The following is an 11,995-nucleotide window of genomic DNA, read 5'->3' as shown; positions in this document are numbered from 1 at the left end:
CATTGTAGGAAAACTGGCGCTCCCGCACTTTTTCTGCACATGACGCGGCGTGCCGCGTCGTGCGCGCGGGCGGGTTGGCGCGGTCAGCTCACCCGGTTCACCACCAGGTCAGCGAGTTCGGCGAGGCGCTGCGCGCGTGCGCCGAACGGTTCGAGCGCGGCATGCGCGTCGGCGCGCAACTGCTGCGCGAGGGCGCGCGAGGCATCGAGGCCGATGATCGACACGTAGGTCGGCTTACCGTCTTTCGCGTCCTTGCCGGCGGTCTTGCCCAGCGTAGCCGAGTCGGCGGTCACGTCGAGAATGTCGTCCACCACCTGGAACGCGAGCCCGACGGCCGCCGCGTAGGCATCGAGCGCCGCGAGCGTTTGCGCCGCGGGCGCTTCGCCCGCGAGCGCGCCCATGCGCACCGAGGCGCGCAGCAGCGCACCCGTTTTCAGGCGATGCATGGTTTCCAGCTCGGAGCGCGTGAGCGCGTGGCCGACGCTCGCGAGGTCGATCGCCTGGCCGCCGGCCATGCCGATCGAGCCGCTCGCCAGCGCGAGTTCGCGCACGAGCGGCGCTTGGCGCGTGGCCGCGACGGCGTCCGACGTCAGCGTAATGAAAGCCTGCGATTGCAGCGCGTCGCCGACGAGCAGCGCCGTCGGTTCGTCATATTTGACGTGTACCGTGGGCTTGCCGCGGCGCAGGTCGTCGTCGTCCATGCACGGCATGTCGTCGTGGACGAGCGAATAGACGTGGATCATTTCGAGCGCGCAGGCCGCCGCGTCGAGCGCCTCGGGCGCGGCGTCCGTGAGTTCGCCCGCCGCGTGGCACAGCAACGGGCGCACGCGTTTGCCGCCGCCCAGCACGGCGTAGCGCATGGCGTCGTGCAGCGGCGCCGGCTGCACGCCGGCAGCCGGCAAATAGTGATCGAGCGCGCTTTCGACCCGGTCGAGCACCTGCCGGGTCCATTGGTCAAATGTCATAGATCGTCGTCTCCGCCCGCAGCGGAGTCTGTCGTATTGAGGGGCACGGGCCGCAGCGTTTCACCGTCGAGCACGCGCACCTGTTGTTCAACCTTTTCGAGCTGCTGCTGGCAGAAACGCACCAGCGCGGCGCCGCGGCGGTACGCAGCCAGGGAGTCTTCGAGGCTCAGGCTGCCCCCTTCCATGCGCGCGACGAGCCCGTCGAGTTCCGCGAGCGCCGCCTCGTAGCTCTCGGGGAGCGCTTCGGCTTCGGCCGTGCCGGCCGTTGCGGCACCGTCGTTTCTTGCGGATTTCGCCATGAGTCGTCGCCAGAATGAAACAAGGCGGACATTCTACGGCAAAAGCAGACCTTTCGAACCGCTCGCCGGCGCGAGGGTCGTTTCGAGCGAAAACACGGCCCCACGGCGGCGGCATCGCGATTTCGCCATTCGGCGCCGAATTTTCATGAATCGGACATTTTCCCGACACAATTCGTGCGGAAATCAGTGACTTAGCTGCCCCCTACATCGGGTAAACCGGGTATAATCGCCGGCTCCCTAAATCGAATTTTCGATGGTTGGGTTGTTCACTGCTTTCACGTCTTCATCGGGAGTGGGAATGTCCAATCTGAGCAATGCATTGCAGCTGAAGTCTATCCACAGCCAGCTGCCAGTCACCGCTTATTTTGACGAAGCGCTTCTCAAGCGCGAAATCGACACGCTTTTCCAGAAAGGTCCTCGTTACGTCGGGCACGAGCTGATGGTGCCGGAAGCGGGGAATTATTTTGCGTTGCCCGGCGAAAAAGAAGGCCGCGTGCTCGTTCGCAACCAGAGCCGCGAGATCGAGCTGCTCTCGAACGTCTGCCGTCATCGCCAGGCCATCATGCTAAACGGTCGCGGCTCGGCAGACAACATCGTATGCCCGCTGCATCGCTGGACTTACGACCTCAAGGGCGAACTGCTCGGCGCGCCGCATTTCGCCGACAAGCCCTGCCTGAACCTCAACAACACGCCGCTGCAAAAGTGGAACGGCCTGCTGTTCGAAACGGCGGGGCGCGACGTCGCGCGCGATCTCGCCCGCCTCGGTCCGGCCAAACATCTCGACTTCACGGACTACATGTTCGATCACGTCGAGATCCACGAGTGCAATTACAACTGGAAGACCTTCATCGAGGTCTATCTGGAGGATTACCACGTCGTGCCGTTTCACCCCGGTCTCGGCCAGTTCGTCTCCTGCGACGACCTGAAGTGGGAGTTCGGCGAGTGGTACAGCGTGCAGACGGTGGGCATCCACAGCCAGCTCGGCAAGCCCGGCAGCCCCACGTACCGCAAGTGGCACGACGAAGTCCTGCGCTTCCGTAACGGCGTGCCGCCGGAGTTCGGCGCGATCTGGATGGTGTACTACCCGAATCTGATGATCGAGTGGTATCCGCACGTGCTCGTGGTGTCGTGGCTCGTCCCCAACGGCACGCAGAAAACGACCAATATCGTCGAGTTCTATTACCCCGAGGAAATCACGCTGTTCGAGCGCGAATTCGTCGAGGCGGAACGCGCCGCCTATATGGAAACGGCCGTGGAAGACGACGAGATCGCCGAGCGCATGGACGCCGGCCGCCGCGCGCTTTACGAGCGCGGCGAGTCCGAAGTCGGCCCGTACCAGAGCCCGATGGAAGACGGCATGCAGCACTTCCACGAGTTCCTGCGCCGCGAGCTTGGGCCGATCTGAGCGCAACGGCGAACACCCGCGCGGCGGTTCGAACGCGGCGCGAGGGCGGCAAGGAAAGACGGGCTTCGGCCCGTCTTTTTGTTTAGACTGACGGCACCGGGCCGCCGCGCGCACGCGGGCGGCCGCGCACGATTCAAGGAGCCGCCATGTCCCACGTCCACCATACGCACTACACCACGCTCATCTCGTCCGACAATCTGCACGAACGCCTGACGGCGGCGCCGGGCAGCGTGCTCGTGTTCGATTGCCGTTTCGATCTCGTCGATCCCGCGGCCGGCGAAACCGCTTACGCGCTCGGCCACTTGCCGGGCGCGCAGTATCTGCATCTGGACCGCGATCTTTCGGGCGCGAAAACGGGCAAGAACGGCCGGCATCCGCTGCCGGACCGTTCCGCGCTCGTGACCACGCTCGCGCTGCGCGGGCTCAACGAAGGTCAGCAAGTGGTGGCTTACGACGCGCAGGGCGGCTCGTACGCGGCGCGCCTCTGGTGGCTGCTGCGCTGGCTCGGCCACGACTCCGTGGCGGTGCTCGACGGCGGTCTGCAAGCGTGGGAAACCGCCGGCTTTCCGCTCACGCGCGACGTGCCCACGCCCGCGCGCGGCACCTTCAAGGCCGGCGCGCCGCTCCAGGTGACGGTGGACGCGCAAGCGGTCATGCGCAACCTCACGGCGCGCGAACTCACCGTGGTCGATGCGCGCGCCGCCGACCGCTATCGCGGCGAAAACGAAACCATCGACCCGATAGGCGGCCACATTCCGGGCGCGCGCAATCGCTTCTTCAAGGACAATCTCACGCCGGACGGCCGCTTCAAGTCGGCGCACGCGCTGCGCGAGGACTTCACCGCGCTGTTGCCCGGCACGACGCCCGAACACGTGGTGCTGCAATGCGGCTCGGGCGTGACCGCATGCCATAACGCGCTGGCGATGGAGATCGCCGGGCTGCACGGCGCGGCGCTCTACCCCGGCTCGTGGAGCGAATGGAGCGCCGATCCGTCACGCCCCGTCGCGACGGGGCCGAATCCGTAAGCCCCGCCCGAAAAACCGGCATCGAGCAACAGCACGGCGTCACGCCACGCCGTGCTCCTTGAACCACGCAATCGCGCGCTTCCAGCCGTCTTCGGCGTCGGCTTTGCGGTAGCTCGGCCGGTAATCGGCAAAAAACGCATGCGCCGCGTCGTCGTACACGACGAACTGCGAGCCGCGCCCGCCTTGCGGCCCCTGCGCGATGGCCGCTTTCATCTGCTCCAGCGTGTCCTGCGGAATGCTGTTGTCCTGGCGCCCGTAAAGGCCGAGCACCGGCACTTGCAGATTGCCCGCGAGGTCGAGCGGATTCTGCGGCGTGTTCGGCGTGCGATCGCCCGCCACACGGCCATACCACGCCACGGCCGCTTTCACGCGCGGATTGTGTTCCGCGTACAGCCACGTGATGCGCCCGCCCCAGCAAAAACCGTTGATGCCCAGCCGCCGCGTGTCGCCGCCATGCTGGCCGGCCCAGGCCACGGCCGCGTCGATGTCGCCGAGCACCTGCGCGTCGGGCACCTTGCTCACGAGCTGCTCGTTGAGCTGCTGGATCGTCGGATACACCGAGGCGTCGCCCTGACGCACATACAGGTCCGGCGCGATCGCCATGTAGCCGAGCTTCGCGAAGCGGCGGCATACGTCGGCGATATGTTCATGCACGCCGAAAATCTCGTGAATCACGATGACGACCGGCAGATGCGTCTTGCCGCGCGGCTGGGCGCGATACGCGGGAATCAGCGTGCCGTTCGACTGAAAGCCGATCTCGCCGGCCTCCAGCCCTTCGCTGTCCGTGTGGATGGTTTGCGCCGAAACCGGCAGCACGGCCGCGGCAAAACCGCTGCCGAGCGCCGCCTTGATGAACGTGCGCCGGTCGAACGGCACGTGCGGCACGAGACTATCGACTTCGGGTTTCAGCATGCTGACGCTCCTCGATAAAGGACGAACCTGCCAAGGGACAAACGCTCAGTGCAGCTTCACGCGCGGCAGCGTGGTGCGGCGCAGCCAGTGCGCGAACGTGTCGAGCATCATGCGCGCGTAGCCGTGCAGCGCCGCAATATGCAGGCGGTACAGCGACATGTACATGAAGCGCGCAAACAGGCCTTCGATCAGCATATTCCCGCCGATCAAACCGCCCATCAGACTGCCGACCGCGCTGAAGTGCCCGAGCGACACGAGCGAGCCGAAGTCGCGATAGGTGAACTCGGGCAGCGGCCGCCCCGCGAGCAAATCGCCGAACGACTTGAACAGAAACGTGGCCTGCTGATGCGCGGACTGCGCGCGCGGCGGCACGCCGCGTTCGTGGCCGGGCCATTCGCAGGCCGCGCAGTCGCCGAGCGCGAAGATGTTGTCGTCGGTTTCGGTTTGCAGCGTGCGGCGCACGACCAGTTGGCCGATGCGGTTGACCGCAAGGCCGTCGAGCTTCGCGAGCACGCCGGGCGCGGTGATGCCCGCCGCCCACACCGTGAGGTCGGCGCGCAACGCCTTGCCGCTTGCCGTGCGCACGACGCCGGGCGCGACTTCGGTCACGCGCTCGCCGGTGAGAATGCGCACGCCGAGCTTGGTCATCAGTTCCGCCGTGGCCGACGAAACGCGCTCGGGCAGCGCGGGCAGAATGCGCGGCCCCGATTCGATCACGACGATGCCCACGTCGTGACGCGGGTCGAGATTGTGCAGCCCATACGCCGAGAGCACCTGCGCGGTGTTGCGCAGTTCCGCCGACAATTCCACGCCCGTCGCCCCCGCGCCGACGATGGCCACCTGCACGCGCGGCTCGCCGCCAGCGGCCACGTTGGGCGCGTTGGGCGCGATAGGGGGCACATCGGCGGCGGCGTCCGGCGCGACGCGCTCCGAAGCCTGATGCTCGGCGCGCACGCACGCGGCGATCAAGCGCTTGCGAAAGCGTTCGGCCTGCTCGACGGTATCGAGCGCGATGGAATTTTCGGCCGCGCCCGGCACGCCGAAAAATGCCGTGGTGCTGCCGATGGCGATCACGAGCGTGTCGTATTCGAGCGTGCGCTCGGGCAGCATTTCCGCGCCGTCCTCGTCGAACACGCGGCCGAGCGTGATGCGTTTGGCCGCGCGGTCGAGGCCCGTGAGATCGCCCTGCTGAAACTCGAAGCCGTGCCAGCGCGCCTGCGCCGCGTATTCGAGCTGATGCGTGAACGGGTCCATGCTGCCCGCCGCGACTTCGTGCAGCAGCGGTTTCCAGATATGCGTCGGATAGCGGTCGACGAGCGTGATCGAGGCGCGCGGCCGCCCGCGCTTCGCGCGCGTTTCGCCGTAACGGTCGCCAAGACGCGTGGCCAGTTCCAGCCCGCCCGCGCCCCCACCCACAACGATAAACCGATGCATAGCTTCTCCGTGCATGTCGAATGACGATGGACGAACGCTGCGCACAAAGCGCGCCGCAACCTCTTGCGTGCGCGGCCGCGCCAGGGCGCTCACGTGCTCAGTGCGCTTCCTCCCAGTTCGCGCCCACGCCCACTTCGGCGACGAGCGGCACCTTGAGCTGCGCCACCGAGCACATCAACTCGGGCAGGCGCTTGCGCACATCCGAAAGCTCGCTGTCCGGCACTTCGAGCACGAGTTCGTCGTGTACCTGCATGATCATCTTCGTGCCGATGCCGCTCTCGTCGAGCCACTTCTGCACCGCGATCATCGAAAGCTTGATGAGGTCGGCGGCCGTGCCCTGCATCGGCGCGTTGATGGCGGCGCGCTCGGCGGCCTGGCGGCGCGGACCGTTGCCGCCGTTGATCTCGGGCAGCCACAGGCGGCGGCCGAACACGGTTTCGACGTAACCGTTCGATTTGGCGTCCATGCGCGTTTCGTCCATGTAACGCGCCACGCCCGGATAACGCGCGAAATAGCGGTCGATATAAAGCTTCGCCGCGTCGCGCGTGATGCCGAGATTCGACGCGAGCCCGAACGCGCTCATGCCGTAAATCAGGCCGAAATTGATGACCTTCGCGATGCGCCGCTGATCGTTCGACACTTCGAGCGGCGTCACGCCGAACACTTCGGCGGCCGTGGCGCGGTGAATGTCGTCGCCGCGCGCGAACGCGCCGAGCAATGCTTCGTCGCCCGAAATATGCGCCATGATGCGCAGCTCGATTTGCGAATAGTCGGCGGACACGATCTTGCAGCCCGGCGGCGCGATGAACGCCTCGCGAATGCGCCGGCCTTCGCCCGTGCGCACGGGAATGTTCTGCAAGTTGGGATCGTTCGACGCAAGCCGCCCCGTGACCGCCACGGCCTGCGCATAGTTCGTGTGAACGCGGCCCGTTTGCGCGTTGACCATGCGCGGCAGCTTGTCCGTGTACGTGGACTTGAGCTTGGAAAGCCCGCGATGTTCGAGCAGCAGCTTCGGCAGCGGATAATCCTCGGCGAGTTTTTGCAGCACTTCTTCGTCGGTGGAAGGCGCGCCGCTGGGGGTTTTCTTCACGACCGGCAGCTTCAGCTTTTCGAAGAAGATCTGGCCGATCTGCTTGGGCGAGCCGAGATTGAATTCGCCTTCCGCGAGCGCGTATGCCTGCTGCTCCAGTTCGATCAGGCGCACCGCGATTTCGGCGCTTTGCTTTTCGAGGCGTTCCGCGTCGATCAGCACGCCGTTGCGCTCCATCGTGCGCAGCACGCGTGAAGTGGGCAACTCGATGCTGCGATACACGTAGTCGAGGCCCTTTTCCGGCGCGATCTGCGGATACAGCGCGCGATGCAATTGCAGCGTGACGTCGGCGTCTTCGGCCGCGTATTCGGCCGCCTTGTCGAGCGCCACTTCGTCGAAACCGATTTGCTGCGCGCCCTTGCCCGCGACTTCCTCGTACTTGATCGTCTTGATGCCGAGATGGCGCAGCGCGAGGCTGTCCATGTCGTGCGTGCGATGCGATTCCAGCACGTACGATTCGAGCAGCGTGTCGTGCTCGACGCCGTTCAGCGCGATGCCGTAATTCGCCAGCACCTGTTCGTCGTACTTGAGGTGCTGGCCGACCTTCTTGTGCCGCTCGCTTTCGAGCCACGGCTTGAGGCGCGCGATCGCTTCGTCGAACGGCAGTTGATCGGGCGCGTCCGGCCCACGGTGCGCGAGCGGCAAATACGCGGCCACGCCGGGCTCCGTGGAAAACGACACGCCGACGAGCCTCGCGACCATCGGATCGAGCGCCGTGGTTTCGGTGTCGAACGCCGTGAGTTCGGCGGCTTCGATGCGCTTGAGCCACGCGTCGAACACCTCCCACGTTTGAATGGTCTCGTAATGGCGCGGCGCTTCGACGAACAAAGCGGGCTGCACGTTGGCGTCTTTCTCGGGCACGTCGCCGCTCGTGGCGGCCGGCACGGTTTCGCTTTGCTGCGCGGCTTCGTTCACTTCGCGCAGCCAGGTCTTGAAGCCGTGACGCGCGAAGATGTCGCGCAATTCCTCGCGCGCTTCGGGGCGCGTGGCGAGCGACGCTTCGATCGACTCCAGATGCGGTTCGAGATTGCACGCCGTTTCCACGGTGACGAGCTTGCGCGCCATCGGCAGGAATTCGAGCGCGTCGCGCAGATAGCCGCCCACGGCGCCCTTGATTTCGTCGGCATGTTCGATCACGCCGTCGAGCGAGCCGTATTGCGTGAGCCACTTCACCGCCGTTTTCGGGCCGCACTTGTTCACGCCGGGCACGTTGTCGACCGTATCGCCGATCAGCGAGAGATAGTCGACGATCCGTTCGGGCGGCACGCCGAACTTCGCGATCACGCCTTCGCGATCGAGCGTTTCGTTCGTCATCGTGTTGATGAGCGTGACGTGATCCGTGACCAGTTGCGCGAGGTCTTTGTCGCCGGTGGAAACGATCACCTTCATGCCGAGCTTTTCGGCCTGGCAGGCGAGCGTGCCGATCACGTCGTCGGCTTCCACGCCTTCGATCATGAGCAACGGCCAGCCGAGCGAGCGCACGGCCACGTGAATGGGCTCGATTTGTGCAGCGAGCGGCTCGGGCATGGAAGGGCGATTCGCCTTGTACTCGGGATACCAGTCGTCGCGGAACGTCTTGCCCTTTGCATCGAACACGCACGCGCTATACTCTGCCGTAACGTCCTTGCGCATGCGGCGCAGCATGTTGATCATGCCGTAGAGCGCCCCCGTCGGCTCGCCGTCAGGACCGCGCAGATCCGGCATCGCATGGAAGGCCCGATAGAGATAGCTAGAACCGTCGACCAGCAGCAGGGTCTTACCTTCCAGCCCGGCTTGTTGCTGCAGGGTTGTATTCACGCGTAGTTCTTCAGGCATTATGGACAAGAGAAAAGTGATTCCGAGTCTGCGTTCACTCGCAGATCAAGAGCGCGCAACGGCCAAGAAGGCGCGCGCATCGTGGCAGATGTTCACGATTATGGCAGAGTTTATCGAGGCGACCGAGTACCTGTCCGAGATCCGGCCAGCGGTCAGCATCTATGGCTCCGCACGCCTGAAACCCGATTCGAAGTACTACCAGCTCGCCACCACAATCGCACGAAAAGTCTCCGACGCGGGCTTCGCCGTCATCTCCGGCGGCGGCCCCGGCATCATGGAAGCGGCGAACCAGGGCGCGCACGCGGGCAAGTCGCCTTCCGTGGGCCTGAACATCGAATTGCCGCACGAGCAGTCCGGCAATCAATGGCAGGACATTTCCCTGCGGTTCCGGCATTTCTTCACGCGCAAGGTCACGTTCGTGAAGAACTCCGACGCGGTGATCGTCATGCCCGGCGGCTTCGGCACGCTCGACGAACTCGCCGAAGTGCTCACGCTCATTCAAACGAAGAAGTCGCGTCACGTGCCCATCATTCTCGTGGGCGGCGAATTCTGGACCGGCCTGCTCGACTGGTTCCGCACCGCGCTCGTGCCGATGGGCCTGATCAATCCCGAGGACATGAACCTGATGCAGGTGATCGACGACCCGGACCAGGTGCTCGAAGCCGTGCTGAAGTTCTACGAGGACGCAGGCGAGGAAGGCGGGAAGGAAAAGCCGGCAATCGAGGACCGCGACTCCGACGACGACCGCATGTTCTACCTCTAAGACACCGGGCAGGCATCAAGCAGTCATCAAGCAGGCATCAAGCGGGATCGCGTGTGCGCTCGTACACGCGATCGCCGTTCGCGGATTCGGCTTTTTCCGCTCTTTCGTCTTTTTCCCCTTGCGCCGCCTGCTCCTCCAGCCAGCGGCAAAACTGCATGACGAGCGGCGCCTGCGCAACTTCGCGGCGCGCCACCCACCAATAGCCGCGCGCATGATGCTGCGGTCCCGCCAGCGGCGCCACGAGGCGCCCCGACGCCAATTCGTCGTCGAGCAACTGCAACGGCCCGAGCGCCACGCCCAATCCGTCCACCGCCGCCTGCAACGCCAGATAGAAGTGATCGAAAGACTGCTTCTTGCGGCACTTCGCTTTCACGTCGGCCGCCGCGAGCCAGTTGCGCCACGCATCGGGACGCGTATCCGAATGCAGCAAAACGTGACGCGCGAGATCGCCCGGCTGATGAATCGGCGCACGCTTGAGCAACGCGGGACTGCACACGGGCAGTTCCGTTTCGTCGAGAAAATGGCCAGCTTCGCAATCGGGCCAATGCGCCGGACCGCGCCGCACGGCCACGTCGAAACCCTCGAGCGTTTCGACGGGCGCATTCGACGTGGACAAACGCAGCTCCACGTTGGGCGCGAGCCGCTGAAACTGCGAAAGGCGCGGCAAGAGCCATTTCATCGCGAAGGTGGGCAGCGCATTCACGCGCAAAACGTGAACGACGCCCGTATCGCGCAACTGCTGCGTTGCGCGCGCGATGTCGTCGAAGGCGGCTTGCACGGCGGTCAAATAGCGGCGCCCCGCGTCGCTGAGCGCGACCCGTTTGCCATGCCGATGAAACACCTGCACGCCGACCCACGCCTCGAACGCGGCCACCTGCCGGCTGATTGCACCGTGAGTCACATGAAGTTCGGCGGCCGCGGCGGTGAAGCTGTTGTGCCGTGCAGCGGCTTCGAACGCCCGCAGCGCGGGAAAGGGAGGAAGTGAGCGAGCCATCCTTGTGAGTGTAGATCACAAAGCGCCGCCTGAAAAATCGTTTTGCCGCGCGCGCGATCGGCGCTAACCTCGCAGCTTGCCTCAGAGGTTCTTATCGCCATGACACAACACACCGCTTTCCCCGCCAGCACCGGCGCCGAGGCCGGCCTGCACACGCCCACGGTGCGCGAAATATTTCTCGGCTTTCTCGGCCTTGGCTTCACCTCGTTCGGCGGCGCGCTGCCGCTCGCGCGCCGCGCGATCGTCGAGCAGCGCCGCTGGCTTGCCGCCAGCGAGTTCACCGACCTGCTCGGCCTGTGCCAGTTCCTGCCGGGCGGCAACGTCATCAATCTCTCGGTGGCGATCGGCATGCGCTTTCACGGCTGGCGCGGCGCGCTCGCCGGCATTCTCGGGCTGATCGCGGGGCCTTCGCTGGTCGTGATCGGCCTTGGCGTGCTGTACGAGCGCACGCAGAACGATCCGCACGTGCGGCATCTGTTTGTCGGACTGGCGGCGGCGGCGGCCGGCTTACTGATTTCGATGGCGTTGAAGATCATTCTGCCGCTGCGGCGCGAACCGGCGGCGGCGGCCGTGGCCGCGCTCGGCTTCGCGGCGATCGCGGTGCTGCGCGTGCCGCTTCTGCCGACCATGCTGGTGCTGACGCCCGTCGGCATCGCCATCGCGGCGCGCGCCGCGCGCAAGCACGCCGGAGACGCGCCATGACGGCCACGCTCGTTGCGCTGGCCACGATCTTCAGCCAGCTTTCGCTGCTCGCGTTCGGCGGCGGCAACACCATCCTGCCGGAGATGCAGCGCCAGGTCGTCGAGGTGCATCACTGGATGCCCGCGAGCGAATTCAGCGCGCTGTTCGCGCTCGCGCAGGCCGCGCCCGGCCCGAACATGATGATCGTCACGCTGGTGGGTTGGCACGTGGCCGGCTGGCCCGGCATGTTCGTGACGTCGCTGGCGAAGTTCGGGCCTTCGTCGCTCGTGACCGTTGCCGCGCTGCATGCGTGGGACCGTTTCAAGGACCGCCCGTGGCGGCGCGTCGCGCAAAAAGGGCTCGTGCCGGTGACGGCGGGGCTCGTGGCCGCGAGCGCCGTGCTGATCGCGCGCGCCTCCGATCCTTCGTGGATCGCCTGGGCGATTACGGGCGCGTGCGCGGTGCTTGCGTTCCGCACGAAGATTCACCCGCTGTGGCTGCTGGGCGCGGGGAGCCTGATCGGCTTGACGGGATTCGGGCAGTGAGCCGGAGGCGTTAGCGCACCGCCGAATGCGTTGCACGCGCGATAAAAAAGCCGGCTTTCGCCGGCTT

Annotated in this window: 11 protein-coding genes; 5 read left to right on the top strand and 6 right to left on the bottom strand. The window is 65.6% G+C overall.

Translation table 11 applies throughout. The annotated features are described in order from the left end of the window. Positions 1–83: 83 nt before the first annotated feature. Complete coding sequence (locus U5805_RS06565; protein ID WP_322102648.1) at positions 84–965, bottom strand: farnesyl diphosphate synthase; 882 nt, start codon at positions 963–965, stop codon at positions 84–86. Beyond that, the gene (locus U5805_RS06560; protein ID WP_322102647.1) at positions 962–1,264 is read right to left on the bottom strand and encodes an exodeoxyribonuclease VII small subunit; all 303 of its coding nucleotides are present in this window, start codon (positions 1,262–1,264) and stop codon (positions 962–964) included. Before U5805_RS06560 ends, U5805_RS06565 begins: the two co-directional genes overlap by 4 nt. Before the next feature lie 298 nt (positions 1,265–1,562). On the opposite strand from U5805_RS06560, the gene U5805_RS06555 reads away from it, so the two are divergent. Next, positions 1,563–2,669 carry an aromatic ring-hydroxylating dioxygenase subunit alpha gene (locus tag U5805_RS06555; RefSeq protein ID WP_322102646.1) on the top strand — a complete coding sequence of 369 codons (1,107 nt, stop codon included), beginning with the start codon at positions 1,563–1,565 and terminating at the stop codon, positions 2,667–2,669. Positions 2,670–2,815: 146 nt separating this feature from the next. Next, positions 2,816–3,694, top strand: a complete 879-nt coding sequence (locus U5805_RS06550; protein ID WP_322102645.1) for a sulfurtransferase — start codon at positions 2,816–2,818, stop codon at positions 3,692–3,694. 39 nt (positions 3,695–3,733) lie between these two features. On the opposite strand, the gene U5805_RS06545 is transcribed toward U5805_RS06550, so the two are convergent. The 3 genes from U5805_RS06545 to polA form a co-directional block, all read right to left on the bottom strand. Next, a complete protein-coding gene (locus U5805_RS06545) occupies positions 3,734–4,606 on the bottom strand; it encodes a dienelactone hydrolase family protein (RefSeq protein WP_322102644.1) in 873 nt (290 codons plus the stop codon). 45 nt (positions 4,607–4,651) lie between these two features. Beyond that, the gene (locus U5805_RS06540) at positions 4,652–6,040 is read right to left on the bottom strand and encodes an NAD(P)/FAD-dependent oxidoreductase (RefSeq protein ID WP_322102643.1); all 1,389 of its coding nucleotides are present in this window, start codon (positions 6,038–6,040) and stop codon (positions 4,652–4,654) included. Between the two features lie 97 nt (positions 6,041–6,137). Then, entirely contained in the window at positions 6,138–8,945 is a 2,808-nt protein-coding gene (gene polA, locus U5805_RS06535) for a DNA polymerase I (protein ID WP_415914553.1), read from the bottom strand. A gap of 1 nt (position 8,946) precedes the next feature. Here polA and U5805_RS06530 point away from each other — a divergent pair, with 1 nt between their 5' ends. Further along, positions 8,947–9,708: a TIGR00730 family Rossman fold protein gene (locus U5805_RS06530; protein WP_322102642.1), complete on the top strand. Its 762-nt coding sequence runs from the start codon at positions 8,947–8,949 to the stop codon at positions 9,706–9,708. 37 nt (positions 9,709–9,745) lie between these two features. Here the strand turns inward: U5805_RS06530 and U5805_RS06525 are convergent, their stop codons facing one another. Next, the gene (locus U5805_RS06525; protein ID WP_322102641.1) at positions 9,746–10,702 is read right to left on the bottom strand and encodes a transcriptional regulator GcvA; all 957 of its coding nucleotides are present in this window, start codon (positions 10,700–10,702) and stop codon (positions 9,746–9,748) included. A 99-nt stretch (positions 10,703–10,801) separates the two neighbouring features. Between U5805_RS06525 and U5805_RS06520 the strand changes: the two genes are divergently transcribed. Both U5805_RS06520 and U5805_RS06515 read left to right on the top strand, forming a co-directional pair. Beyond that, positions 10,802–11,404 (top strand): chromate transporter, encoded by a 603-nt coding sequence (locus U5805_RS06520; protein ID WP_322102640.1) that lies wholly within the window; start codon positions 10,802–10,804, stop codon positions 11,402–11,404. Next, positions 11,401–11,928 carry a chromate transporter gene (locus U5805_RS06515; protein WP_322102639.1) on the top strand — a complete coding sequence of 176 codons (528 nt, stop codon included), beginning with the start codon at positions 11,401–11,403 and terminating at the stop codon, positions 11,926–11,928. Before U5805_RS06520 ends, U5805_RS06515 begins: the two co-directional genes overlap by 4 nt. The last annotated feature ends 67 nt before the right edge of the window (positions 11,929–11,995 follow it).

This window comes from Paraburkholderia sp. J41 (assembly GCF_905220235.1).
Taxonomy (GTDB): domain Bacteria; phylum Pseudomonadota; class Gammaproteobacteria; order Burkholderiales; family Burkholderiaceae; genus Paraburkholderia.
This window is presented reverse-complemented; position numbering and strand designations above follow the sequence as displayed.

Coding starts and splice junctions, on each gene's coding strand:
- U5805_RS06565 (WP_322102648.1), bottom strand. CDS start 965: ATGACATTTGACCAATGGACCCGGCAGGTGCTCGACCGGGTCGAAAGC.
- U5805_RS06560 (WP_322102647.1), bottom strand. CDS start 1,264: ATGGCGAAATCCGCAAGAAACGACGGTGCCGCAACGGCCGGCACGGCC.
- U5805_RS06555 (WP_322102646.1), top strand. CDS start 1,563: ATGTCCAATCTGAGCAATGCATTGCAGCTGAAGTCTATCCACAGCCAG.
- U5805_RS06550 (WP_322102645.1), top strand. CDS start 2,816: ATGTCCCACGTCCACCATACGCACTACACCACGCTCATCTCGTCCGAC.
- U5805_RS06545 (WP_322102644.1), bottom strand. CDS start 4,606: ATGCTGAAACCCGAAGTCGATAGTCTCGTGCCGCACGTGCCGTTCGAC.
- U5805_RS06540 (WP_322102643.1), bottom strand. CDS start 6,040: ATGCATCGGTTTATCGTTGTGGGTGGGGGCGCGGGCGGGCTGGAACTG.
- polA (WP_415914553.1), bottom strand. CDS start 8,945: ATGCCTGAAGAACTACGCGTGAATACAACCCTGCAGCAACAAGCCGGG.
- U5805_RS06530 (WP_322102642.1), top strand. CDS start 8,947: ATGGACAAGAGAAAAGTGATTCCGAGTCTGCGTTCACTCGCAGATCAA.
- U5805_RS06525 (WP_322102641.1), bottom strand. CDS start 10,702: ATGGCTCGCTCACTTCCTCCCTTTCCCGCGCTGCGGGCGTTCGAAGCC.
- U5805_RS06520 (WP_322102640.1), top strand. CDS start 10,802: ATGACACAACACACCGCTTTCCCCGCCAGCACCGGCGCCGAGGCCGGC.
- U5805_RS06515 (WP_322102639.1), top strand. CDS start 11,401: ATGACGGCCACGCTCGTTGCGCTGGCCACGATCTTCAGCCAGCTTTCG.